The following is a 22,528-nucleotide window of genomic DNA, read 5'->3' as shown; positions in this document are numbered from 1 at the left end:
CAGTGTAGAAGGCCCCATCGGCCCTGCCCTGGCCATCCGACGACCGCATCATCATCGCCAGGTGCGCCAAGGCATGGGTCCTATCATTGCTGTCGATGGTCACCATCAGCGCAATGAAGTTCTCATAAAAAATCCGCGGCGTAACATCTGCTCCATACCAACCCATAACACCCCGGAGCACACCATCATGAAACGCCAGGTCCTTCTCGGCATCGCTTTCTCGGTTTTTGCAGTTAACGCTTTCGCCGCTACCTCTGCTCAACCTGTGGTCGCTGAAGGCGGCTCGGATCGTCTGATTGAAAGCCGTGTGGCTGAAGGTGGTTCTGATCGACTGATCGAGAATCGTGTGGCTGAAGGTGGTTCTGATCGCTTGATCGAAAACCGTGTCGCTGAGGGTGGTTNCGTGTGGCTGAAGGTGGTTCTGATCGACTGATCGAGAATCGTGTGGCTGAAGGTGGTTCTGATCGCTTGATCGAAAACCGTGTCGCTGAGGGTGGTTCTGATCGACTGATTGAAAACCGTGTGGCTGAAGGTGGTTCTGATCGACTGATCGAGAATCGTGTGGCTGAAGGTGGTTCTGATCGCTTGATCGAAAACCGTGTCGCTGAGGGTGGTTCTGATCGACTGATTGAAAGCCGTGTGGCTGAAGGTGGTTCTGATCGACTGATCGAGAATCGTGTGGCTGAAGGTGGTTCTGATCGCTTGATCGAAAACCGTGTCGCTGAGGGTGGTTCCGATCGCCTGATCGAGAATCGTGTGGCTGAAGGTGGTTCTGATCGACTGATCGAAAACCGCGTTGCTGAAGGTGGTTCCGACCGACTGATCCAGAACCGTACTGCCTGAATGCTTGGCTTCACTGCGGCACTCAAGGAAAACCCGGCCTCATCAGCCGGGTTTTTTACGTCTGCAACAAACTAATGTCACTTCGCCCGCGCCATACAGCGCTGATAACGCTCATCGACCCGTTTGGCGAACCAGGCCGTGGTGAGTTTGCGGGTGATCTTCGGGCTTTTCAGCTCAATTCCCGGCAATACCGCCCGTGGCAGTGATCGACCTTCGGCCTTTTCGGCCAGCGCAAAGACCCGCCGATACAGCTTCGTGTTCTCGAACGCCAGACTATTGCCCTGCTCCAGTTGCGCGCGGATCGTCGGATTGCGCATGTCCAGTTGCTTGCCAAGACTGCGCACGGCCAACTCCGTGGTCCCGGGCATGATCGAACCATGGAGCACCAGATCGCCATCCAGTGCCAGGGTTTTGCCCGAAGCCCGGCTCACCGCACTCTGGAATGCGGCATTGCGGCTGGCGTACCAGCCGGCATTGAAATCGGCGAAACGATACAGCGGCTGCTGGTAGCTCACCGGATATCCGAGTAAATGGGCGATACCGAAATACATGCCACCGCGTCGGCTGAACACTTCCTGGCGGATCGAGCCGTTCACCGGATACGGATAACCCTTGGCTTGCTGTTCGGCGAAATCGATGCTGACCTGCATCGGCCCGCCGGTATGCACCGGGTTGAAACCGCCAAACAGCGTCTGCCCCATGGGCACCATGTTGATGAAATCATCGAAAATCCTGCTCAGCTCCTTCTCACTGCGTGCCGCATTCAGGCGATCGCTATAGCTTTTGCCGCCGGGAGCCTTCAACTGCAACGCTGCGCTGACCAGCAGGCCAGGAACATGCGCCTTGGCCGCACGGCGGTCGATCTCGTCACGGGCGATCTTGCCCAGCCCCGGCACCGACGGGTCGACCTGAAAGGTCGACTCCTGCTCGGTTACGGCCAGCACCGAGCAGAGGTTTTGCGTGGTCGGCGAGATGTTCTGCGCAGCAAATGCCGCCTGAATGTCGGTGGCCCAGCCTTGGCGGTCGACCGTCTTGGCCGGCAGCAGGCGGACGATTTCGGCCTTCACTTCGGCCGGATTGCGCACAGCGGCCTCCTGGGTCCGTTGGCTGCCGCAGCCGGCCAGTACCAGTAATACGGCGACGCTTGAAATAAATCGTTTGGCTTGCATGTCGTTCCATCAAATCCGTTGAGCCAGGTAAACCATACGACCAATGGCATGGCGCAGGCCATGACCGTGCCCAAAGTTTGCCGTTCATGCCGCTGAAATTGCCCAGCCACGGTTCCTCAGGTTTCTGCGCTGGCAGAAATTGCCCCTATACCTCGCAGAAAACGCATTTCGCGACATTATTGATAACGACTATCATTTGCGCGTGGAGTCGTATTTGCGCAAGGAGTCCCGCGCCGGCCCTTTATTTTTTCATCGGCGGCGCGCCGCCAGGACCATGCATGAAACCTTTCGCCCGACTCGGCGTTTTTTTTCGCCCGACGCTACTCACCCTGTTTTGCTCCCTCAACGTGACGGCTCACGCCGCACCTGCCGATACATCCCAGGCTGAAGGCCAACCGCTGGTGCTGGGCGACGTCAACATCGACGCCCAGGCTCCCACACCGTCACAATTACCCCCGGTATACAGCGGCGGTCAGGTCGCACGCGGCGGGCAACTGGGTGTGCTGGGCAACCAGGACATCATGGACGTACCGTTCAGCATGACGTCCTATACGGAAGAATTGATCCGCGACCAGCAAGCCGAAACAGTCGGCGACGTGCTGCTCAACGATTCATCGGTGCGTCAGGCCTCCGGGTACTCCAACCAGGCCCAGAGCTTCATGATTCGCGGCCTGCCCCTCTACGGCGACGACATTTCCTTGAATGGCCTTTACGGCATCCTGCCGCGGCAGATCATTTCCACCGATGCCGTGGAGCGAGTGGAAGTCTTCAAGGGGCCAAACGCCTTCATCAACGGCGTCACCCCGACCGGCTCCGGTATCGGCGGCGGCGTCAACCTGCAACCCAAGCGCGCCGGTGACGTGCCGTTGCAGCGGTTCACCACGGACATCAGCGACGACGGGCGCATCGGCCAGCACCTGGATATCGGCCAGCGCTTTGGCGAGGACAACCGCTTCGGTGCACGTATCAACCTGTCGCAACGCGAAGGCGACACTGCCATCGATGACGAGAACCAGCGCTCCAAGCTTTTCGCCCTCGGCCTTGATTACCGCGGCGACGCCCTGCGCCTCTCCGGCGACTTCATCTATTCCAAAGAACGGGTCAATGGCGGGCGCAGCTCGGTCAATATCGGCGACGCCACCGACATTCCGGATGCACCATCGGCCGACACCAACTATGCGCAGAAGTGGGGCTTCAGCGAGATCGAAGACACCTTGGGCATGCTGCGTGCCGAGTACGACCTGAACGACAGCTGGACCGCTTACGCCGCCGCGGGTGCCAAGCACACCCGAGAAGTCGGCAACTACGACTCCACCACCCTGGTGGGCAACGATGGCAGTTCGGTGACCAGCGGTTCTTACATTCCCCATGAAGAGGACAACACCAGCGCCATGGCGGGTCTCAATGGCGCCTTCAACACTGGAGCCGTCAGCCACCGGCTCAATTTCGGCCTGGCCGGGATCTGGACCGAACAGCGCAACGCCTACGATTTCGACCAGAACGATTACCCGAACAACATCTACGACCCGATCGACGTTCCGGCGCCTGGGGGCGGTTACTCTGGCGGGGACCTGGGTGACCCGGGCATCACCGGTAAATCCTTCATGCGCAGCGTCGCAATGTCCGACACCCTGGGGTTTATCGATGATCGCCTGCTGATAACCCTTGGCGTACGCCGTCAACAGCTGGTTGTGCAAGGCTATGACTATGACACCGGAAGCCGTACTTCCAACTACGATGAGTCGATCACGACTCCGGTGTACGGCATCGTGTTCAAACCATGGGACCACGTGTCGTTCTACGCCAACCGTATCGAGGGTCTGACCAAGGGGCCGACAGCGCCGACCACCTCCGGCTCGCGAGTCGTGGTCAACGGCAATGAAGTCTTTGCACCGTCGCGCACCAAGCAGGTCGAAGCCGGCGTAAAAGTCGACATGGGCACCTACGGCGCGACCCTGGGCGTGTACCGCATCGAACAGCCGGCCGATGGTTATACCCAGGTCATCGACGACAGCACCGCCGTGTTCGTACACGATGGCGAACAGATCAACAAAGGCGTTGAATTGAATGTCTTCGGCGAGCCGATTGACGGTCTGCGCCTGCTCAGCGGCGTAACCGTGATGGACACCGAACTTAAAAACACCCAGGACGGCCTCAACGACGGCAACCAGGCGGTTGGCGTTCCCAGCTTCCAGTTCAACGCTGGCGTAGATTGGGATGTGCCCGGCATGCAAGGCGTAGCGCTGAGCGGACGGATGTTGCGCACCGGCGGCCAGTACGCCGACGCGGCGAACAACCTCAGCCTGCCGACCTGGAACCGCTTCGATGTCGGCGCCCGTTACGCCTTCAAGGTCCAGGAAAAAGACGTGACCGTACGCTTGGGTGTCGAGAACGTGGCCAACAAGGACTACTGGGAGTCGGCCCAGGGCGGCTACCTGACCCAGGGCGAACCACGCTCGGCGAAGCTGTCGGGCACTATCGACTTCTGAAAGTCCCCTGCGGGCAGATAATGCCGTTCACTTAAGCTGGGCAACACACTTTGTGGCGAGGGGGCTTGCCCCCGTTGGGCAGGCGAACTGGCTCCCATGCGCGACTGGACCATACTGATGCGCAAGCAAAGAGGACAGGCCCATGCAGCGTAGCGACGTGTTGATCATCGGCGCCGGCCCTACCGGGCTGGTCCTGGCGCTGTGGTTGAGCAAGCTGGGGGTTCGCGTGCGGATTCTCGACAAGACCTCCGCGCCCGGCACCACGTCCCGGGCGCTGGCCGTGCAGGCGCGGACACTGGAGTTGTACCGCCAGCTCGGCTTGGCCGAGGCCGTGGTGGAAAATGGCCATCGGGTGGCAGCCGCCAACTTCTGGGTCAAGGGCGAGCCGCTGGCACACCTGCCCCTGAGCCGCATCGGCGAGGGACTGACGCCATACGCATTCCTCGAAATTTTTCCCCAGGACGAACATGAACGGCTGCTGATCGAACGCCTGGAAACCTTCGGCATCACCGTGGAGCGCAATACCGAACTGCAGGGTTTCGAGCAAACCAATGACGGCGTCACGGCCACACTGCACCTGCCTGATGGCCAGCAGGAAATCTGCCAGGCCTGCTACCTGGCCGGTTGCGATGGTGCCCGCTCGAGGGTGCGCAAGACCCTGGACACCGGGTTTCCCGGCGGTACCTACCAACAGATTTTCTACGTTGCCGATGTGCAGGGCAGCGGCCCGACGTTCAACGGCGAACTGCATGTGGATCTTGATGAGGCAGACTTCCTCGCCGTATTCCCGCTGGCGGGTGCGGGACGTGCCCGCTTGATCGGCACCGTTCGCGATGATCGCGCCGAACACGCCGAGACCCTGCGTTTCGAAGATGTCAGCAGCCGCGCCATCGAACATATGAAAGTGCAGATCGAGCACTTGAACTGGTTCTCCACCTACCGGGTGCATCATCGGGTGGCGGATCACTTTCGCGGCGGCCGCGCGTTCCTGTTGGGCGATGCCGCCCATGTCCACAGCCCGGCGGGCGGCCAGGGCATGAACACCGGGATTGGCGATGCAATCAACCTGGCCTGGAAACTTGCGGCGGTATTGACTGGCGGTGCCGAAGCCAGACTGCTCGACACCTATGAAACCGAACGCATGGCGTTTGCCCGCAAACTGGTGGCGACCACGGACCGGGTGTTCACCTTCGTCACCGCTGAAGGCCCCGTCGCCGACCTGTTACGCACGCGCCTGGCGCCCTTCGTGATTCCGAAAATGGCGTCGTTCGAAACCTCCCGCGAGTTTCTCTTTCGCACAGTGTCGCAAATCACCCTGAACTATCGCGCGATGCCCCTGAGCGCGGGCGTTGCCGGCCACGTTCATGGAGGCGACCGCCTGCCCTGGGCCCACGACGGCGAGGGGGATAATTACGAATCGCTGAAGTGCCTGACCTGGCAAGTGCACGTCTATGGCGACACCAGCGACGAGATGATCGCCTGGTGCAATGAACACCATCTGCCACTGCATGTGTTCGCCTGGCGGCCGGCATTTGAAGCGGCAGGACTTGGGCGCAACGGGTTTTACCTGTTGCGCCCGGATACCTATGTGGCGATTGCCGAAACCTGCTCGGACCCCAAGGTGATCGAGCGGTATTTCAAACATCACGGCATTCGGCCGTTCATTGCCTGAGCAGAGTCCCCCTTGTGGGAGCGGCGGTGTCAGTTAGAGACGGGTTTGGGAATTTCCAGACCGCGTATCACTGCCGGCCGCGCCAGGAAACGCTGCAGCACCCGCGTGACGTTAGGGAAATCCTGGATACCCACCAGATCGCCAGCCTCATAGAAGCCGATCAGGTTACGCACCCAGGGAAAGGTTGCGATGTCGGCAATGGTGTAGCGCTCGCCCATGATCCAGTCGCGCCCTTCGAGGCGACCATCGAGGACTTTGAGCAGGCGTTTGCTTTCATCGACGTAGCGGTCGCGGGGGCGCTTGTCTTCGTAGTCCTTGCCGGCAAATTTGTTGAAAAAGCCGAGCTGGCCGAACATCGGGCCGATCCCGCCCATCTGGAACATCAGCCACTGAATGGTTTCATAACGCGCTGCCGACTCCTGGGCCAGCAGTTGCCCGCTCTTGTCGGCCAGATAGATCAGAATCGCCCCGGACTCGAACAATGCCAGCGGCTGATCGTCCGGGCCATGGGGATCGAGGATCGCCGGAATCTTGTTGTTGGGGTTCAGCGAGAGAAACTCGGGAGACATCTGGTCGTTGGTGTCGAAACCTACACGGTGAGGCTCGTACGGCAGGCCGATCTCTTCGAGCATGATCGAAACCTTGACGCCGTTGGGGGTGGGCAACGAGTACAGCTGAATCCACTCCGGGTAGCGGGCTGGCCATTTGCTGGTGATGGGGAATGCGGACAGATCAGGCATGGGATGGATCCACGAAGACATTGAGATGGATGAGCATAATGTAGCTGCCTCATTCGCACGACCTTTTGGCGTCATCAACATTACTGATGAATAGATTCAAAAGATCGCCGCCTTCGGCAGTTCCTACTGGTGTACCTTGTCCATAATTTCGCAACATACTGTCAATAACCTGTGCTGCAACCCATTGAAGGTTACCGGTAAATTGTGCGCGCTCGGCCGGGCATAGAACCAAATGGGTATCATGGACTCTAATTGACCGCTTCAACGACATGGAAAACACGCGACGCTGGAAGTTCGCCGTGTAAAGGTTTGTCAGCCTTAACAGAATTGCGCTGAAGACCGACATCCAATGATCAACTTTTTCAAATTCGCCAAGCGCTTCAAACATCGCGCTTACTTCTTTTTGCCTGCACTGCTGGTGACCACCGCGTTGTTTCTGGCGCTGGAGTCCAGCAAGACTCGCGCGCAACCGATGGATGGCACCCAGACCCTGGTATTCCTGCGCCACGGGGAGAAACCCGCCGGCGGCCTGGGCCAGCTCAATTGCCAGGGCCTGAACCGCGCCATCGACCTGGCTACCTTGCTGCCGGAAAAATTCGGCAAGGCCAATTACGTGTTCGCCGCGAACCCGACGCGCAATGTCGAGGAAGGCGAGTTGGACAATTCCTACAGCTACATTCGCCCACTGATGACCATCAGCCCCGCCGCCATCAAGCTCGGGTTGCCCGTAAACATCAACTTCTCGGCCAATGACACCAGCGACCTGGCCGATGAACTGCTGCACGACAAGTACCACAACTCGGTCATCTATACCGCCTGGTCCCACGGCTATCTGCCCGACCTGATCAACAAGGTCGCCGGTGAAGCCGTTGGCAAGGAAATGATAATCACCGAGGACTGGGAGTCCAGCGACTACGACTCGCTATACGTGCTCACGCTGACCTGGCAGAACGGCAAGGCCAGCCTGCAAAGCCACATCTACAAGCAAGGCCTGGATAATGGCCAGCAAACCTGTCCGACCTGAGTCCTGCGGCGCATCTTTCGTCGGATCGCCGCCCGGAACAAGCTCGCTCCCACAGGGTCAGCGTGTGTGACCAAAACCCACAATCACCCAATAAACTACTGTGGGAGTGAGCCTGCTCGCGATGAGGCCGGCACATCCAACATCGATGTCGTCCGACACGCCGCCATCGCGAGCAGACTCGCTTCCACAAGGGATCGCGCCGGCAAGACCACCATCACTCCCGCCGACTGCCCCGCTCACGCAAGTATTCCAGAACCGCCCCGTGCTCCCCGGCGAACTCGATCCGCATGCCTTTCTTCTCGCGTTGAAATGCATACATCGGGTCGTAATACTCGCTCAGCAAACCTTCGATCCAGCCCCGATGCAGGTCCACCGAACCACTCCTGGCCTGCTCCGCCAGCGCGTCCTCCATCAGCACCAGCATGCGCCGATGACGTTCACCGCCCAGGCGCTTCTGCACATTGTTCAGGCTTTCAAGCAAACGCTCTGAGAACAGCGCAAAACCTTCCTCGCCATGTACACCGATGAACTCGGCACTCAAGTCCACCACGTAATCGCGCAAGATCCGCTCGACCCGCCCTTGCAAGCTGTCTTCCAGCCAGACCATCGGAAACTGCTGCATGCCCTGATACAACGGCAGCGGCAACGCGCAACTGCCGACCGCGCGGCTTTCGTCTTCCAGCACGAATTGGCCAATGCCCTGGGCGCGCTTCTTCAGCACGTCTATCGCCAGACGGTTTTCGAAGTCGATATTGGAAGGTTGGCCGGTAGCCCGCTTGCCGAAACTGGAGCCGCGATGGTTGGCGTGCCCTTCAAGGTCCAGGCCGTTACGCAACTGCGTGAGCACCTCGGTTTTGCCGGTGCCGGTCATGCCGCCCAACAAGACGAAATCGCACTGGGTAATCGCTTGATCGAGGGTATCGAGCAGGAACGTACGCATCGCCTTGTAACCACCACCGACCCGCGGATAGTCGATGCCGGCCTCGTCCCTCAGCCATTGCTGAACGATTTGCGAACGCAAGCCGCCACGAAAACAGTACAAAAGCCCATCGGGATGGGCGCGGGTAAAGTCTGCCCAAGCCTGGATGCGTTCAGCCTTGATCTGCCCGGACACCAACTGATGCCCCATGACGATTGCCGCTTGCTGACCGTGCTGCTTGTAGCAGGTGCCGATGCGCTGCCGTTCGTGGTCGTTCATTAACGGCAGATTGACCACGTCAGGGAACGAACCCTTGAGAAACTCGATCGGCGCGCGGGCATCCATCATCGGCCGATCGTTGAGGAAAATGTCGCGGTAATCGGTGCAGTCGACAGACATCAGGACACCTCGACCGCGTTGCTCTGTCGCTCGACCAGTTCACCGATCGGCTCAAGCGCCAGGCCCAGTTCGGCGGCGACCGAGAGGAACTGCGCATTGCCTTGTGGCGTCACCGCAATCAGCAGCCCGCCGCTGGTCTGCGGATCGCACAGCACACGTTTGTGCAGTTCCTGCAGACGCCCCAGCTTACTGGCGTAGCTGTCGAAGTTGCGCAGCGTGCCCCCCGGCACGCAACCCTGTTCCAGGTAATACTCGACCCCCGGCAGGCGCGGAACGCGGTCATAGTCGATGCGTGCGGTGAGCTGGCTGCCGTCGGCCATTTCCACCAGGTGCCCGAGCAGGCCGAAACCGGTGACGTCAGTCATCGCGGTCACGCCGTCGAGCTTGCCGAAACGGCTGCCGGGTTTGTTCAGGGTGCACATCCAGTCGCGGGCCAGGCCGATATCGGCATGACGCAACTTGCCCTTCTTTTCGGCGGTGGTGAGGATGCCAATACCCAGGGGTTTGGTGAGATAGAGCAGACAACCGGCAGTGGCGGTGTCATTGCGCTTCATGTGACGTTTTTCCACCAGCCCGGTGACGGCCAGGCCGAAGATCGGCTCAGGTGCGTCGATGGAGTGCCCACCGGCCAATGGAATCCCTGCCGCGTCGCACACCGCACGCCCGCCACGAATCACCTCCCGGGCAACCTCCGGTGCCAGTACGTTCACCGGCCAGCCGAGAATGGCGATCGCCATCAGTGGATCACCGCCCATGGCGTAGATATCGCTGATGGCATTGGTGGCGGCAATGCGGCCGAAATCGAAGGGGTCGTCGACAATCGGCATGAAGAAATCAGTGGTCGAGACCACGCCGCGCTCTTCGTCGATGGCATACACCGCCGCATCATCACGCGAGGCGTTGCCGACCCACAGCCTCGGGTCCAGGTTCTGCGCCCCGCTGCCGGCCAGAATCACCTCCAGCACCTGGGGGGAAATCTTGCAGCCGCAACCGGCGCCATGGCTGTATTGGGTCAGGCGAATCGGCTCGCTCATGGAACACACCTCGTGAAGTCAGTGCCATGGATTCTACAGCAAGCCCATGCGGGGTATTACACCTAACCGGTGTGGGAGCGGGCTTGCTCGCGAAGGCGGTGACCCGATCGACATCTCGATTGGCTGACACACCGCTTTCGCGAGCAAGCCCGCTCCCGCACACAGATCGGGTCAGGGCAGCAGGATCACTTTGCCGCCCGAGCCCTGATTGACCTCGCCATAGCGCTCCAGCCCTTCGGCCAGTGGCGACTCGACCAACCCCTGGGGCAACGGCAGCAAGTCCTGATCAAAATACCGGCCGAACTGATCGAGCATCGCCGCGCAGGCTTGCACGCCATACAGCAAGGTGTTGACCCCCACCACCGAACCGCCCTTGCGGTACAGCGCGAGGGCCGGCAATTGCACATGGCCGTCTACGGGCGCGGCAATGATCGCGATGCGGCCGAAGGTGGCCAACGCCGCCACCGAAGCCGGCAACCAGAAACCCGTGGTGTCGAAAATCACCTCGGCGCCGCCGGCATACACAGCATTGACTTGCGCGCCCAGGTCCTCGGGTTTATCCAGCTGGATAGTCGGGTACCCCTGCTCCCGCAAATCCTTGACCTGCTCCGGGCGCCGTGCCGCCGCCAGCACCTCGGCACCCCGTACCTTGGCCAGCGCCAGGGCTGCGCTGCCGACCGCACCACCGCCTATGACCAGCAAGCGGGTTCCGGTAGTTACCAGGCTGCGCTCCAGTGCATCCCACGCCGTGGTGTACGGCACGCCGATGCTCGCGGCCTGGGCAAAGCTCAGGTTGCCGGGCTTTTGGGCCACGCCGCCTGCCAGCAGCTTGACGAACTGCGCATGGGAACCGTCGGCGAAGAACCCCAACTCCCGACCGGTGCCCCACACCTCCTTGCCGATCAATGCGTCAGGACCCGCCACGACCACACCGGCAAAATCCCGACCGGGAATCCGTGGCAAGGTGGTGTAGGGAAAACGTCCCAGCACATTCTTCACATCGCTGGGGTTGAGTCCGGCGGCCTTGATCTCGACCAATACCTCATCGGCACCGGGAACAGGAGTAGCAACTTCTACATAGCGCAGGGCCGAGAGATCGCCGGTCCTGTCAAACTGCAGTGCTTTCATGGCATTTCCATTAAGTTGATGATGGTCTCAGGAGATCCAGCCAGCGGCCAGCTGTCGGCCCATCGGCCAGAGCTTTTCGCCGGCAAGCATGCCGAGCAGGCCGACCAGCGCGATGGCCGGTGGTGCCGGGGAACGAAAATCCAGCGCGCCGTACAGCAACCCGACGCCCAGACCAATGGCCAGTGAGATGAGGTAGCTCATGGCAGACTCCTTGGAGCAATTGAAGTTGCGCTGAGTCTAAAGGGTGAGAACCGTGTGCATCGGCCAAGTGCTTCTGAATTTCGGCCAAAGCCGGGGGGGGTCACCCTTGGCGTTGCCCTGTGGAAAACTGCGAAGGCGCGACGCCCAGTTCACGGCGGAACATGTCGCTGAAGCTGCTAGGTGAATAGCCCAGCTCCCGGGCAATCCCGCTGACCGGCACACCCTGGATCAATTCGGCTACCGCTGTCGCCAGCTGCACCTGGCGCCGCCACTCGGCAAAGCCCATGCCCAAACCGTCCTTGAACAGCCGCGCCAGGGTGCGCACGCTGGCACCGGCGTTTTCCGCGTGCTGTTCAAACGGTACGTCGAGGGACGGCGCGGCCATCACGGCCTGGCACAGGTTCATCAGTCTTCGATCGGAATCATCCGGCAGCGGGATTCTCAGCAGCGATCGCTTGGCCCGCTGCAGCTCCAGAAGGGTCAGGCCGACCAAGGCTTCGTAATACTCGGGCGCCCCGTCGCTGCCCTGCTCCACCAACCCGAGGATCAATTCACGCAGCAACCCGCCCACCTCGATCACCTGCACACTGCCATCCAGCGTCACCGCTAACGCCGGTCGCAGGTAGATGTTGCGCATTTGCAAATCGGACACCACGCGAATCCCGTGAGGCACCCCCGGCGGCAACCATACCGCCCGTTGCGGCGGCACTACCAACGCCTCGTGTGGCGTCTCGACCCACATCACCCCGCTCATCGCGTACAGTAACTGGCCCCAGACATGCTCATGGGGTTCGATGTACAAGCCGCGCGGATACGTCCGTGCCAGCGGTTGCACGGGCACATCGAAATCGCTCAGGTCTGGCGGCACGGCAAGGGCCATGGTCAATATTCATTGGAGGTGGGAGATGTCTCATGGTAACGGGACATAGAACTTGTCGCCAGCAACCGTAACCGCCCGCCAATTCGAATGAATTTTCCGCGCAGGCCGCGATCCTTCTATGTACCACAGGGAGGAACAAGGGCTTTATGAACAGCGCAAAACTTTTCGTCATCGAGTACACCCTTCATGGCGTCCCCAAGTCATTCATTATCCGTCTGGACAAAATGGATAATGCCGAGGCTTGGCACTGGGCGAGCTGTGATGCGGGAGTTGGCCGTATTCCTCGCTTTGGCCGTGAAAAGGTGCAAAAAACCAGCAAGCCGATGGCAGAGAAATTCGGCGTGGAGAACGTCAAGTGGCGGCCGGCGAACTGACGCCTGGCTTCGCATGATCGAGGGGGGGGATTGAAGACCAGGACTGTGGTACTGCGCGTCGAAGGCCGGCGCTTGCAGGGCACGGTGCGCCGCAGCGATCGGCTGGACGATGACAGCTTGAGAATGGAAGTGGAGCCGAGTCAGGCTCCACTTTTTCCTGCACGGTTGCTATCAGCCATGGGCGCACTTGCAGCCTTTATGGGTGCATTCCTCGCCGTGTTCATGGTGCTTGGCGCAGGCTTCACAGCAATAATGCTTGCCGTGGCGGGCAATCGGATGCTCACCGAGTTTGCAGGAACATTTTGGACAATCGCAGACACTTTCGCTGTCGATCATGACTCTGACTCCTTCGGTATGTGTATGTGCAGGATTGATGTTACGCCTCTCGGGTGCTGCTGCGGTACATGAACAGCAGTGCCAGGGCCAGACACGCCATCGCCAGAATGCGGTTGCCCGACAACTCGATCGGCGGATTGCCCAGCCAGCCGAAGTTATCGATCAGCATGCCCATTCCCAGTTGCCCGACAATCACCGCCACGGTCGCCACCGCCGTGCCCACCCGTGGCACCGCGCCGACCATAACCATCATGTAGACCACACCGAAAAACGCCCCGCCGAGCTGCCATTTCGGCACATCGAGCAAACTGACGGCGTGGGCCGGTTCGAAAAACAGGATCAGCAACCCGGTGGTCACAGTCCCGACCACAAAGGTCAGCAAACTGCTGCGCAACACGCCGACCGTTTCACCGAGCCGGCCATTGATCGCTGCCTGCACACTCAACACCGCACCGGCGGCAACCACCAAGGCCAACAGAATAATCAGATTCATCATCAACCCCGAGCAATCAAGACAAGTGCCGCGACAATCAACAGCAAAGCCAGCCAACGTTGCCCGTTGACCTTTTTGCGGGTGGCGCCGAACCAGCCGAAATGGTCGATCAACACGCTTTTACCAACCTGCCCGGACAGAATTGCGATCATGGTCATCGCGATACCGATGTGCGGCGTGGCCAAGGTCAACACGACCACGTACATCGGCCCGAGAAAGCCGCCGATCAATTGCCAGCGGGGCAGTTCGCTGAGGGCCGGGCCGCGTTGCGGGCCGCTGAACAGCAACAGCAAGAACAGAATCGCCGAACCGACGCCGAAGATGCTTAAGGTCGCCCACAGATGGCCGACCTGCACACCCAGGGGCCCGAGCAAGCCGGCCTCCACGGATAGCCCCATGCCGGCGAGAATCACCAGAGGCAACAGCAGCAGGCGCAGCCCCGGCCGGGTGGCGGGCATCGTGTCGACGCCCGCGGGATCAATGGAAGAAGATTGCATGCACAGCACCCATGTAATCGCTCGAACTGTGGAAGCCGGCCTGCCGGCTCCCACAGGGTTGAGCGCTGGTTATTAGAGAGGTGTGCATTATCGTTTGGCGCCGCTGTGCGATAAATGGGAGAATGCCAACAACACTTTTGCGTAAAACGCACAGCGGGACTAATCATGCACGGCCTCAATGAACTGGGATTCAAGGCGCTCCGGCTGTTTGTCGCAGTGCTCGATCACGGCAGTTTTTCCGAAGTGGCCCGCCGCGAAGGCCTGGCGCCCTCTTCGATCTCCCGACAGATCCAGTTGATGGAGCAGGCCCTGAGCCAGCAACTGCTTTACCGACATACACGCGCCGTCACCCCCACCGAAGCCGGACGCATGCTCGGCCACCATGCACGACTGGTACTGGTTCAACTGGAAGAAGCCGAACAGGCCTTGCAGGAACAGCAAAGCGAACCCGGCGGGCTGGTGCGGATCAACGCGCCCGTGGTGTTCGGTCAACGGCACCTGACGCCATGGCTGGGTCGCTTGTGCGAGCGCTACCCGAAACTGCAACTGGATATCCAGCAGACCGACCATTATGTCGACCCCTTGCAGGAAGGCGCCGACCTGTTGTTTCGCATCGGCCCGTTGCCCGATTCGAGCATGCAGGCGCGGATTCTGGCACCCCATCGCTTTCAGGTGGCGGCGAGCCCGGCTTATCTTGCGCGATACGGGATACCGCAACACCCCGCCGATCTCGTGGCTCATCAATGCCTGGCCTACAAGGGCGCGGCCGGCCAGCAGCGCTGGTTCTTCCGTCAAGGTCAGCAGGCCTGGACACCCTATTCGGTTAAGGGGCCTATAACCGGCAACCATGCCGACACCCTGACCCAGGCCGCCGAACAGGGCCTGGGGCTGGTGATGTTTCCGTCATGGCTAATCGGCGACGCCGTGCGCAACGGCTCGCTGGTGCCGGTGCTGGGGGATTATCAGGTATCCAACAGCCTCGAACCGCAGCAGATCGCCGTGCTCTGGCCGGGCAGCCGACGGTTGTCGGTGAAGGTCAGAACGGTCATCGATTTTTTCGTCGAATGTTTTGGCGAAGTGCCCTATTGGGACAGACCGTAGCACCTGTGGGAGCGGGCTTGCTCGCGAAAGCGGTGTATCAGCCAACAAAGATGCCGACTGGATCACCGCTTTCGCGAGCAAGCCCGCTCCCACAGGTTCCTTGGTGACGCGGATGTCGTTGTGCGCTTACTGCTGTTGCACCGAAACAACCGGTGCCACCGGCGTCGGCGATACCAGTACCTTGGCGTGCATCTGTTCGCTTCCACCACCCCGGCGCATGCCGCGCACCGGGCAGGCATCCAGGTAATCCAGGCCCACCGCCAGTTTCAGGTGCCGTTCCGGACGCGCCAGTTCGTTGGTCACGTCGAAGCTGTACCAGGCGTCATCCAGCCAGGCTTCGGCCCAGGCATGACTGGCCAGGTGCTCACTGCTTTCACTGTACAGATACCCCGACACATAACGCGCCGGGATGCCCAGGCTGCGGGTGCAGGCGAGGAACGCGTGGGTGTGGTCCTGGCACACGCCGCTACGGCCGGCAAAAGCCTGGGCGGCGCTGGTGTCGACTTCAGTGGAGCCGGGTGTATAGGTCATGTACTGATTCAGGCCATGCATCAAGTCGATCAGCGCCGTGCGATCTCGGCGTTGCTTGCATTGTTTTTGCGCGAAAGCGCGCAGGGCCTGGTCGGCTTCTGTCAGCCGGGTGAAACGCAAAAACGGCAATGCCGACTGGCTTTCGTGCTCGGCCTCCCGCAGCTCATCAATGTCCACCTGGCCCCGGGCGCCAATGATGATGGCCTCATGGGGTTCGTCCATGGTCAGTACATGCAGGATGTTGCCGAACGGATCGAGTTGCGCGCGCACCGGGCGCGGCAGGTCGAGCTGCCAACTGAGCACGTGCTGGCGCTCGCTGTCGTGAGGGGTCAGTCGCAGGTACTGGATGCTCGCCCGCACCTTGTCTTCGTATTGATAGGTGGTCTCGTGGCTAATGGAAAGTCTCATGCCGCCTCCAGGTAAGAACTGTGTATGGCATTGCCCAACTGGCGCACCAGCGGGATGAACTCGGTCAGCCAGGCGTGCAGGCCTTCTTCGAGAATTTCGTGGATGCCGGTGTAGCGCAGGCGCGCGTCGATCTCCGCGGCCAGGCGTTGCGCCGGACGGCCGTTGGCTCCAGGCAGCTGGGCGAGGATCTGGTCGATTTCTTCGGTGCAGGCGCGCAACGAACGCGGCACGTCGGCCCGCAGCAACAGCAACTCGGCAACCTGTCGGGCGCCGGGAGCGTCGCGGTAGATTTCGGTGTAGGCCTCGAACGACGACAACGCCCGCAACAAGGCACTCCACTGGTAATAGGCGTGAGCGGTGCCGTCGCTGACCGCTTCAGCCTGATCGCCGGCCATTTCGTAGCGGGCATCGAGCAGGCGCAAGGTGTTGTCGGCCCGTTCGATAAACGTACCCAGACGAATGAAGCGGAATGCGTCATTACGCATGATGGTGCCGTAGGACGCGCCCCGAAACAGGTGGGAACGTTCCTTGATCCACTCGCAGAAACGGCTCATGCCGTAGCGACTCAAGCCTTGCTCGGCAATCCCGCGAATCTCCAGCCAGGTGGCGTTGATGTTCTCCCACATGTCGGCGGTGATGCGCCCGCGCACCGCATGGGCACTGGCCCGCGCTGCGCCGAGGCAGCTGTAAATGCTCGCCGGGTTGGCCGCATCAAGGGCGAAGAAATGCAGCAGCCGCTCGGCGTGCAAATCACCGTGCCGCTCGATGTAATCGTCCAGGGTGCCGGTAATCAACAGCGGCATGGCCAGCTCGTGCAGCCCGTCGCCACGGCCATCCTGTGGCATCAGCGACAGCGAATAACTGATGTCGAGCATCCGTGCGAGGTTTTCCGCCCGCTCCAGGTAACGTGACATCCAATACAGATCCGAGGCAGTTCTACTTAACATGACAGGCTTCCTTCAATCCTCGACCACCCAGGTGTCCTTGGTTCCGCCACCCTGGGAGGAGTTCACCACCAGGGAACCTTCGCGCAGGGCGACACGGGTCAGGCCGCCGGGTACGACCCGGGTTTCGCGGCCGGACAAAACGAACGGACGCAGGTCGATGTGGCGCGGCGCAATGCCGCTTTCGACAAAGGTCGGACAGGTCGACAGCGACAGCGTCGGTTGCGCGATATAGGCATGGGGCTTGGCGATGATGCGCGCGCGGAAGGCTTCGATTTCCGCCGCCGTCGCCGCCGGCCCCACCAGCATTCCGTAACCACCGGAGCCCTGGGTTTCCTTGACCACCAGTTCCGGCAGATTGGCCAGCACATGGGACAGTTCAGAAGGATTGCGACACTGCCAGGTCGGCACGTTCTTCAGGATCGGTTCTTCATCCAGGTAAAAACGGATCATGTCGGTAACGAACGGATACACCGACTTGTCGTCCGCCACACCGGTGCCGATGGCATTCGCCAATACGACATTGCCGGATCGGTAAGACGACAGCAGCCCCGGCACACCGAGCATCGAGTCCGGATTGAACGCCAGCGGATCAAGGAACGCATCGTCGAGGCGGCGGTAAATCACGTCGACGGCTTTCGGCCCGTCGGTGGTGCGCATGAACACTTTGTCGTCACGCACGAACAGATCCGCGCCCTCCACCAGCTCCACGCCCATTTCCCGGGCCAGGAACGCATGCTCGAAGAACGCACTGTTAAAGCGCCCGGGAGTCAGCACCACCACGCTCGGGTTGTCGATCGGGCTGGAACTTTTCAGGGTGTCGAGCAACAGGTTCGGATAGTGGTCGATGGGCGCGATGCGTTGCGCGGCGAACAACTCGGGGAACAGGCGCATCATCATCTTGCGGTCTTCGAGCATGTAGCTGACGCCACTCGGTGTACGCAGATTGTCTTCGAGCACGTAATACGTGCCGTCGCCATCGCGCACCAGATCGACGCCGGAGATGTGCGAATAGATATCGCGGTGCAGATCCAGGCCTTGCATTGCCAACTGGTATTGCTCGTTGGCCAGCACCTGCTCGGCCGGAATGATGCCGGCCTTGATGATGCGCTGCTCGTGGTAGAGGTCGGCGAGGAACATGTTCAGCGCCTTGACCCGCTGGATGCAGCCGCGCTCGACGATACGCCATTCGCTGGCAGGGATGCTGCGGGGGATGGTATCGAAGGGTATGAGGCGCTCTGTGCCCTGCTCATCCCCGTAGAGCGTGAAGGTTATCCCGGCGCGATGAAACAGCAGATCGGCCTCGCGTCGCCGTTGGGCCAGTAGCTCGTCAGGCGTCTCGGCAAGCCAACGGGCAAACTCCCGATAGTGCGGGCGGACCTGGCCGCCGGCATCGTACATTTCATCAAAATAAGTGCGGTTCATGCCGTACTCCTTGTCACCCGGACATCCAGACCTTCGCAAGGCCCGTGCCATCGGCAGAATCGCTTTGATTTCAATCGGTTGGATAATCAACGCGAAAGCACCGCACCATTGCTGTGCGGCAAACGCCCCAACCCCATTGGCTGCGCTCCAATGCAAGGCACTGTAGTCGCCTGTTTCCAGCATAGTCAGAGTTGATCGCCCTGCCCAAGGCTGCGATCTTTTGCTCATAAACGAAAACGGCCAACCCAAAAGGTCAGCCGTTACTGATGCCTGCTACTGTTCATAAGCTTATGCGAGTCGCCCTCGTACCTCCTGTTTCACTCCCCAGCCTTCGATGATGCCGCCCAGTGGCTCGACCACAGCTTCGAACCCCTGCTCGAAATCGCCGATGTCGTCGTAGGTGGCATACATGACTTTGCTCAACTCCAGCGCCCAGGCGCCGTCATCACGCACACTGATCTGTGCATTCAGCGATTCACCACGGTAATGCCCTGCCGCCCTGCGTGCCCGCTCCTCGTCCGGGAAAATGGCGTAGAACTCGATGGGATGGAACCGGGAAAAGTCAAAACCGCCTTCTTTCATGCGGCGCAGCACGCTGCTGCTGATGTCTTCTTGATAGGCTGTGCTCATGAAACGTCCTCCTCAAATGATGGATAGACTTTCCGTACTCCCTGCGCCCGCAACCGAACGGTGCGAGCGACGGCAACCGATGTGCCGGCGGGAAACAAGCATGGAGCTACAAGACCAGACCTTAGCGATTCATTCGCTGATCTCGCTTGCAGAGTAGCCTCAAGTTAGAGCGTCTGCCAAGGTCTGGGCGTGAATGTCGCAAGAGTTGAATCAGACGGGAGTGATTCCGAGGATTTGAATGCTGTTCTGGGACTTGAGACTTTTGACGCTGGCGTCAGCGGTTCGCCCTTCCAGATCGTTCAGATCCAGTTCGGCGGCAACAGGAAGGAGCCGGGCCTTGATGAGTTTGGCAGCGAGCTCATTATCCGGGCACTCGTCGCACTCAAAGACTTCGTCGACAGTTTCACCGTGATCATCCACGAAAGTGATTTTCCACTTTTGCATCGCAGCCTCCTAGATAAAACCCATGGGTGGGCTTACATGAATCTCGACCTTGATAGGTGGCTAAACGTTCCGCTGGATCAATTGAACTGAGGATAAAATCAATGTGGGAGCGGGCTTGCTCGCGAAGGCGGTGTGTCAATCGACCTATCTATCGACTGACACACCGCCTTCGCGAGCAAGCCCGCTCCCACAAGGGTCACGCATGACTTCAGTCGTTACTTGGCTTGTTCACGGCCTGCAATACGTATTGCGGCAAGGCGAAGGCGCCGATGTGGATCTCCGGATTGTAGTAGCGGGTGACGATACCGCTGCCGATGAAGCGCTGCTGCAGGGTTTCACGGGACAGCTTGCGATAAGCGGTATCGGTCGCACCCCAGGCAAAGGTCATCGAGCCGCCAATGTAGGTCGGCACGGCAGCCTGGTAGAAGTGCCAGTCCGGGAACAGGCTGTGCAGGCGACCGGCGGTGGTTTTTACTTCCTCGATCTGCATGAACGGCGTGCCGTTCTGGGTCACCAGGATGCCGCCTTCGTTCAGGCAGCGATGGCAGGCCTGGTAAAAGTTTTCCGAGAACAGTACTTCGCCCGGGCCGATCGGGTCGGTGGAGTCGGAAATGATTACGTCGAATTTTTCAGTGGTGGTGGCGACGAAGCGCATGCCGTCGTCGATCACCAGGTTCAGGCGTGGATCATCGAACGCGCCATTGGAGTGGTTCGGCAAGAACTCCTTGCACATATCGACCACGGTGCCGTCGATCTCGACCATGGTGATGTGCTCGACGCCGCCGTGCTTGGCCACTTCACGCAACATGCCGCCGTCACCGCCACCGATGATCAGCACGCGCCTGGCTGCGCCATGGGCGAGGATTGGAACGTGGGTCAGCATCTCGTGGTAGATGAACTCATCGGCCTCGGTGGTCTGGATAACGCCGTCCAGCGCCATCACCCGGCCCATGCGCGGGTTTTCGAAAATCACCAGGTGCTGGTGTTCGGTGCGCACTTCGTGCAGCAGTTTTTCCATGCGAAAACGCTGGCCGTAGCCTTCGTAGAGGGTTTCCAGGTAGTCGCTGGCAGGGATGTTGCTCATGGGAAGTGCTCCGATGAATGCGGGAGGCAACGGACGGTTACCCGCCCATGATGGCCAGTCGATCGGATCGATTGGCCGGGAAAGGCGCGCATTCTACGTCGCCGGACATGACAGGTCGAACCTCAGTTGTCCGGCTTGCCACAATCCCCTGTAGGAGCGTGGCTTGCCCGCGATACAGGCGCCATGGTCTGTCAGGTACACCTGTGATCCCATCGCGGGCTTGCCACGCTCCCACAGGTTCAGTGTCGCTTGTCTAGACCCGCACATTCCCGCGCGGCCCGGCAATGGCCCAGATGATCAGCCCCAGCACCGGCAGCAGCGCGATCAACAGTACCCAGAGGACTTTGGCCCCGGTCCCGGCACTACTTTTGAACACGTTGATGATCGCCCAGATATCCAGGACGAAAATGATCAATGCAACCAGACTGTTGAACGTGGAACCCATGGTGTCGCCCCTAAGAGTGGAAATCCCTCTTAGGATAGACGGTCATCGCCAGGGTTCCGTTTTATTGCCAGCATTTTGCTTTCAGACGTGGATCGCCACTTTCAGGGCTTCCAGGGAGGGTGCTGCCGCGATACCGACCTGGGCACAGAGTTCCAGCACCCGTGGCACGTCGTTGCCGAAGACCAGCACCACCTGCAACTCGTCATCGAGCAGATGACTGAAGTTCATCAGCGTGTAACCGCCGTTTTCCTTGTTCAGGCTGCTCATCTGCACCTGAATGCGATTGAGAGCAGTCAGGGCTTCAGTCTTGGCCAGTTGCTTGGGCTTGAGATTGAAATCGACGCCCGGGCCGAACGAGGCAACGATCTGTGCGAACAGGTCCGTGTAGGTATCGGCCTGAAACAGCACGGTCTCCGGCAGGCTGCCGACCACGACCCATTCACCCAGCGGGATCGGGAAGCTGTCGTCGTAGTTGATGTCCGGGTTGGCGGCCAGAAATGCGTCGGCGTCGGCGTACGCCTGGGCGGCTTCGTCGGCGACCTTGAGAATTTCGTCATCGCCCATGCACCCGGAGCTGATTTTGCTGATGAGTTCGACGAGTGCGGCTTTCATGGGGCGAATCCTGTGGAGAGGTCATTTTGAGGGCGCGAAGGATAGCGCATTCGTGGGCTGTGTGCTGAGGCTGGCATGACCTGTGGCAAGCCCCCTCACCACAGGCACACCCTCTCCCGACAGGACTCTGCTTCAGCCAGCCAACTTCTCAAGCTGCGCCACGGTATCGACAGCGCCCATGGTCCTGGCCGCATCCAGGGCGGTAATGCCATTGGCATCCTTGGCCTGGGCATCGGCACCTTTGCTGATCAGGTAGTCGACCACTTCGACGCGGTTGAACATCGCCGCCATCATCAGCGCCGTGCGGCCGTCGAAAGACGAACCTTCTACCTGCGCCCCACCTTCGACCAAGGCCTTGATCACTGCCAGGTCGCCCTTGAAAGCGGCGCCGGCGATCGGGCTCTGGCCATTGTCGTTACGGATTTCCGGGTCGGCCTTGTGCTCGAGCAGGACTTTCACCGTTTCCACATGACCGTGATACGCGGCCAGCATCAGCAAAGTGTCGCCCTTGTGGTTGCGCAGGTTCGGCGGCAGCCCCTTGGTCAGCAGCGCTGCCATCATGGCCGCATCGCCCTCGCGCGCCTTGTTGAATACCTGTTCGGCAAATTCGGCAGCTTCCTCGGGGGTCATCTGGCGGCTTTTATCTGACATTGGACACTCCACGTTCTGTCATTCGCAAAGCCGACAGTTTCCCGAGTGGCCCGGG

General features: G+C 60.3%; 26 protein-coding genes and 1 pseudogene. 7 read left to right on the top strand and 20 right to left on the bottom strand.

The annotated features are described in order from the left end of the window. Window positions 1-187: 187 nt before the first annotated feature. Window positions 188-401 (top strand): annotated as a pseudogene (locus tag ASE98_RS26550) (phage infection protein); the annotation flags it as partial. Window position 402: 1 nt separating this feature from the next. Continuing rightward, a partial coding sequence (locus ASE98_RS12075) for a phage infection protein (RefSeq protein WP_156465494.1) occupies window positions 403-843 on the top strand: 441 nt, incomplete at its 5' end. 77 nt (window positions 844-920) lie between these two features. Here ASE98_RS12075 and ASE98_RS12070 read toward each other — a convergent pair. Further along, the gene (locus ASE98_RS12070; protein WP_060541584.1) at window positions 921-2,012 is read right to left on the bottom strand and encodes a DUF1615 domain-containing protein; all 1,092 of its coding nucleotides are present in this window, start codon (window positions 2,010-2,012) and stop codon (window positions 921-923) included. A gap of 278 nt (window positions 2,013-2,290) precedes the next feature. On the opposite strand from ASE98_RS12070, the gene ASE98_RS12065 reads away from it, so the two are divergent. Next, window positions 2,291-4,501 carry a TonB-dependent receptor gene (locus tag ASE98_RS12065; RefSeq protein WP_060541583.1) on the top strand — a complete coding sequence of 737 codons (2,211 nt, stop codon included), beginning with the start codon at window positions 2,291-2,293 and terminating at the stop codon, window positions 4,499-4,501. 142 nt (window positions 4,502-4,643) lie between these two features. Then, window positions 4,644-6,173 carry an FAD-dependent oxidoreductase gene (locus ASE98_RS12060; RefSeq protein ID WP_060541582.1) on the top strand — a complete coding sequence of 510 codons (1,530 nt, stop codon included), beginning with the start codon at window positions 4,644-4,646 and terminating at the stop codon, window positions 6,171-6,173. Window positions 6,174-6,202: 29 nt separating this feature from the next. On the opposite strand, the gene ASE98_RS12055 is transcribed toward ASE98_RS12060, so the two are convergent. Beyond that, complete coding sequence (locus ASE98_RS12055) at window positions 6,203-6,913, bottom strand: glutathione S-transferase family protein (protein WP_060541581.1); 711 nt, start codon at window positions 6,911-6,913, stop codon at window positions 6,203-6,205. A 49-nt stretch (window positions 6,914-6,962) separates the two neighbouring features. Continuing rightward, complete coding sequence (locus ASE98_RS26545; RefSeq protein ID WP_156465492.1) at window positions 6,963-7,301, bottom strand: hypothetical protein; 339 nt, start codon at window positions 7,299-7,301, stop codon at window positions 6,963-6,965. Between ASE98_RS26545 and ASE98_RS12050 the strand changes: the two genes are divergently transcribed. Further along, window positions 7,263-7,937, top strand: coding sequence for a hypothetical protein (locus tag ASE98_RS12050; RefSeq protein WP_060541580.1), 675 nt, complete (start codon window positions 7,263-7,265; stop codon window positions 7,935-7,937). The two genes, ASE98_RS26545 and ASE98_RS12050, sit on opposite strands and share 39 nt — an antisense overlap. A gap of 214 nt (window positions 7,938-8,151) precedes the next feature. Here ASE98_RS12050 and mnmH read toward each other — a convergent pair whose 3' ends face one another. From mnmH to ASE98_RS12030, 5 genes are all read right to left on the bottom strand, one after another. Further along, window positions 8,152-9,255 (bottom strand): tRNA 2-selenouridine(34) synthase MnmH, encoded by a 1,104-nt coding sequence (gene mnmH, locus ASE98_RS12045; protein ID WP_060541579.1) that lies wholly within the window; start codon window positions 9,253-9,255, stop codon window positions 8,152-8,154. Next, window positions 9,255-10,289, bottom strand: a complete 1,035-nt coding sequence (gene selD, locus ASE98_RS12040; RefSeq protein ID WP_060541578.1) for a selenide, water dikinase SelD — start codon at window positions 10,287-10,289, stop codon at window positions 9,255-9,257. The genes mnmH and selD overlap by 1 nt, the downstream gene beginning before the upstream one ends. Window positions 10,290-10,460: 171 nt before the next feature. After that, a complete protein-coding gene (locus ASE98_RS12035; protein WP_060541577.1) occupies window positions 10,461-11,417 on the bottom strand; it encodes a quinone oxidoreductase family protein in 957 nt (318 codons plus the stop codon). 27 nt (window positions 11,418-11,444) lie between these two features. Next, a complete protein-coding gene (locus tag ASE98_RS25800; protein WP_082457527.1) occupies window positions 11,445-11,618 on the bottom strand; it encodes a DUF1427 family protein in 174 nt (57 codons plus the stop codon). A gap of 100 nt (window positions 11,619-11,718) precedes the next feature. Further along, a complete protein-coding gene (locus ASE98_RS12030; protein WP_060541576.1) occupies window positions 11,719-12,498 on the bottom strand; it encodes an AraC family transcriptional regulator in 780 nt (259 codons plus the stop codon). Window positions 12,499-12,644: 146 nt separating this feature from the next. Between ASE98_RS12030 and ASE98_RS12025 the strand changes: the two genes are divergently transcribed. Continuing rightward, the gene (locus ASE98_RS12025; protein ID WP_060541575.1) at window positions 12,645-12,872 is read left to right on the top strand and encodes a DUF6555 family protein; all 228 of its coding nucleotides are present in this window, start codon (window positions 12,645-12,647) and stop codon (window positions 12,870-12,872) included. A 171-nt stretch (window positions 12,873-13,043) separates the two neighbouring features. On the opposite strand, the gene ASE98_RS12020 is transcribed toward ASE98_RS12025, so the two are convergent. From ASE98_RS12020 to ASE98_RS12010, 3 genes are read right to left on the bottom strand one after another with little or no spacing between them, the layout of a single operon-like run. After that, window positions 13,044-13,208 (bottom strand): metallothionein, encoded by a 165-nt coding sequence (locus ASE98_RS12020; protein WP_060541574.1) that lies wholly within the window; start codon window positions 13,206-13,208, stop codon window positions 13,044-13,046. 40 nt (window positions 13,209-13,248) lie between these two features. Then, the gene (locus ASE98_RS12015; RefSeq protein ID WP_060541597.1) at window positions 13,249-13,701 is read right to left on the bottom strand and encodes a DMT family transporter; all 453 of its coding nucleotides are present in this window, start codon (window positions 13,699-13,701) and stop codon (window positions 13,249-13,251) included. A 2-nt stretch (window positions 13,702-13,703) separates the two neighbouring features. Further along, window positions 13,704-14,198 carry a DMT family transporter gene (locus ASE98_RS12010; protein WP_060541573.1) on the bottom strand — a complete coding sequence of 165 codons (495 nt, stop codon included), beginning with the start codon at window positions 14,196-14,198 and terminating at the stop codon, window positions 13,704-13,706. A 165-nt stretch (window positions 14,199-14,363) separates the two neighbouring features. Between ASE98_RS12010 and ASE98_RS12005 the strand changes: the two genes are divergently transcribed. Beyond that, window positions 14,364-15,299 carry a LysR family transcriptional regulator gene (locus ASE98_RS12005; protein WP_060541572.1) on the top strand — a complete coding sequence of 312 codons (936 nt, stop codon included), beginning with the start codon at window positions 14,364-14,366 and terminating at the stop codon, window positions 15,297-15,299. Window positions 15,300-15,425: 126 nt separating this feature from the next. On the opposite strand, the gene ASE98_RS12000 is transcribed toward ASE98_RS12005, so the two are convergent. The 9 genes from ASE98_RS12000 to ASE98_RS11960 form a co-directional block, all read right to left on the bottom strand. Beyond that, window positions 15,426-16,238, bottom strand: coding sequence for a transglutaminase family protein (locus ASE98_RS12000; protein ID WP_060541571.1), 813 nt, complete (start codon window positions 16,236-16,238; stop codon window positions 15,426-15,428). Then, complete coding sequence (locus ASE98_RS11995) at window positions 16,235-17,185, bottom strand: alpha-E domain-containing protein (RefSeq protein ID WP_060541570.1); 951 nt, start codon at window positions 17,183-17,185, stop codon at window positions 16,235-16,237. Before ASE98_RS11995 ends, ASE98_RS12000 begins: the two co-directional genes overlap by 4 nt. A gap of 12 nt (window positions 17,186-17,197) precedes the next feature. Next, window positions 17,198-18,607, bottom strand: coding sequence for a circularly permuted type 2 ATP-grasp protein (locus ASE98_RS11990; RefSeq protein WP_060541569.1), 1,410 nt, complete (start codon window positions 18,605-18,607; stop codon window positions 17,198-17,200). 288 nt (window positions 18,608-18,895) lie between these two features. Continuing rightward, a complete protein-coding gene (locus ASE98_RS11985) occupies window positions 18,896-19,237 on the bottom strand; it encodes a ribonuclease E inhibitor RraB (protein WP_060541568.1) in 342 nt (113 codons plus the stop codon). Between the two features lie 210 nt (window positions 19,238-19,447). Continuing rightward, entirely contained in the window at window positions 19,448-19,681 is a 234-nt protein-coding gene (locus ASE98_RS11980) for a hypothetical protein (RefSeq protein ID WP_060541567.1), read from the bottom strand. A gap of 208 nt (window positions 19,682-19,889) precedes the next feature. Then, window positions 19,890-20,765, bottom strand: a complete 876-nt coding sequence (speE, locus tag ASE98_RS11975; protein WP_060541566.1) for a polyamine aminopropyltransferase — start codon at window positions 20,763-20,765, stop codon at window positions 19,890-19,892. A 253-nt stretch (window positions 20,766-21,018) separates the two neighbouring features. Continuing rightward, a complete protein-coding gene (locus ASE98_RS11970) occupies window positions 21,019-21,210 on the bottom strand; it encodes a PLDc N-terminal domain-containing protein (protein WP_060541565.1) in 192 nt (63 codons plus the stop codon). 81 nt (window positions 21,211-21,291) lie between these two features. Then, window positions 21,292-21,822: a hypothetical protein gene (locus tag ASE98_RS11965; protein WP_060541564.1), complete on the bottom strand. Its 531-nt coding sequence runs from the start codon at window positions 21,820-21,822 to the stop codon at window positions 21,292-21,294. Between the two features lie 132 nt (window positions 21,823-21,954). Continuing rightward, window positions 21,955-22,473 (bottom strand): ankyrin repeat domain-containing protein, encoded by a 519-nt coding sequence (locus tag ASE98_RS11960; RefSeq protein WP_060541563.1) that lies wholly within the window; start codon window positions 22,471-22,473, stop codon window positions 21,955-21,957. Window positions 22,474-22,528 lie beyond the last annotated feature (55 nt).

Origin of the sequence: Pseudomonas sp. Leaf48 (genome assembly GCF_001421885.1) — a bacterium.
Lineage (GTDB): Bacteria > Pseudomonadota > Gammaproteobacteria > Pseudomonadales > Pseudomonadaceae > Aquipseudomonas.
The sequence above is the reverse complement of the archived record's forward strand: the minus strand, read 5'-3'. Positions and strand labels throughout refer to the sequence as shown.

What these genes read in the sequence shown, in the direction of transcription:
- ASE98_RS12070 (WP_060541584.1), bottom strand. Translation starts at nt 2,012, where the DNA reads ATGCAAGCCAAACGATTTATTTCAAGCGTCGCCGTATTACTGGTACTG.
- ASE98_RS12065 (WP_060541583.1), top strand. Translation starts at nt 2,291, where the DNA reads ATGAAACCTTTCGCCCGACTCGGCGTTTTTTTTCGCCCGACGCTACTC.
- ASE98_RS12060 (WP_060541582.1), top strand. Translation starts at nt 4,644, where the DNA reads ATGCAGCGTAGCGACGTGTTGATCATCGGCGCCGGCCCTACCGGGCTG.
- ASE98_RS12055 (WP_060541581.1), bottom strand. Translation starts at nt 6,913, where the DNA reads ATGCCTGATCTGTCCGCATTCCCCATCACCAGCAAATGGCCAGCCCGC.
- ASE98_RS12050 (WP_060541580.1), top strand. Translation starts at nt 7,263, where the DNA reads ATGATCAACTTTTTCAAATTCGCCAAGCGCTTCAAACATCGCGCTTAC.
- ASE98_RS26545 (WP_156465492.1), bottom strand. Translation starts at nt 7,301, where the DNA reads ATGTTTGAAGCGCTTGGCGAATTTGAAAAAGTTGATCATTGGATGTCG.
- mnmH (WP_060541579.1), bottom strand. Translation starts at nt 9,255, where the DNA reads ATGTCTGTCGACTGCACCGATTACCGCGACATTTTCCTCAACGATCGG.
- selD (WP_060541578.1), bottom strand. Translation starts at nt 10,289, where the DNA reads ATGAGCGAGCCGATTCGCCTGACCCAATACAGCCATGGCGCCGGTTGC.
- ASE98_RS12035 (WP_060541577.1), bottom strand. Translation starts at nt 11,417, where the DNA reads ATGAAAGCACTGCAGTTTGACAGGACCGGCGATCTCTCGGCCCTGCGC.
- ASE98_RS25800 (WP_082457527.1), bottom strand. Translation starts at nt 11,618, where the DNA reads ATGAGCTACCTCATCTCACTGGCCATTGGTCTGGGCGTCGGGTTGCTG.
- ASE98_RS12030 (WP_060541576.1), bottom strand. Translation starts at nt 12,498, where the DNA reads ATGGCCCTTGCCGTGCCGCCAGACCTGAGCGATTTCGATGTGCCCGTG.
- ASE98_RS12025 (WP_060541575.1), top strand. Translation starts at nt 12,645, where the DNA reads ATGAACAGCGCAAAACTTTTCGTCATCGAGTACACCCTTCATGGCGTC.
- ASE98_RS12020 (WP_060541574.1), bottom strand. Translation starts at nt 13,208, where the DNA reads ATGATCGACAGCGAAAGTGTCTGCGATTGTCCAAAATGTTCCTGCAAA.
- ASE98_RS12015 (WP_060541597.1), bottom strand. Translation starts at nt 13,701, where the DNA reads ATGAATCTGATTATTCTGTTGGCCTTGGTGGTTGCCGCCGGTGCGGTG.
- ASE98_RS12010 (WP_060541573.1), bottom strand. Translation starts at nt 14,198, where the DNA reads ATGCAATCTTCTTCCATTGATCCCGCGGGCGTCGACACGATGCCCGCC.
- ASE98_RS12005 (WP_060541572.1), top strand. Translation starts at nt 14,364, where the DNA reads ATGCACGGCCTCAATGAACTGGGATTCAAGGCGCTCCGGCTGTTTGTC.
- ASE98_RS12000 (WP_060541571.1), bottom strand. Translation starts at nt 16,238, where the DNA reads ATGAGACTTTCCATTAGCCACGAGACCACCTATCAATACGAAGACAAG.
- ASE98_RS11995 (WP_060541570.1), bottom strand. Translation starts at nt 17,185, where the DNA reads ATGTTAAGTAGAACTGCCTCGGATCTGTATTGGATGTCACGTTACCTG.
- ASE98_RS11990 (WP_060541569.1), bottom strand. Translation starts at nt 18,607, where the DNA reads ATGAACCGCACTTATTTTGATGAAATGTACGATGCCGGCGGCCAGGTC.
- ASE98_RS11985 (WP_060541568.1), bottom strand. Translation starts at nt 19,237, where the DNA reads ATGAGCACAGCCTATCAAGAAGACATCAGCAGCAGCGTGCTGCGCCGC.
- ASE98_RS11980 (WP_060541567.1), bottom strand. Translation starts at nt 19,681, where the DNA reads ATGCAAAAGTGGAAAATCACTTTCGTGGATGATCACGGTGAAACTGTC.
- speE (WP_060541566.1), bottom strand. Translation starts at nt 20,765, where the DNA reads ATGAGCAACATCCCTGCCAGCGACTACCTGGAAACCCTCTACGAAGGC.
- ASE98_RS11970 (WP_060541565.1), bottom strand. Translation starts at nt 21,210, where the DNA reads ATGGGTTCCACGTTCAACAGTCTGGTTGCATTGATCATTTTCGTCCTG.
- ASE98_RS11965 (WP_060541564.1), bottom strand. Translation starts at nt 21,822, where the DNA reads ATGAAAGCCGCACTCGTCGAACTCATCAGCAAAATCAGCTCCGGGTGC.
- ASE98_RS11960 (WP_060541563.1), bottom strand. Translation starts at nt 22,473, where the DNA reads ATGTCAGATAAAAGCCGCCAGATGACCCCCGAGGAAGCTGCCGAATTT.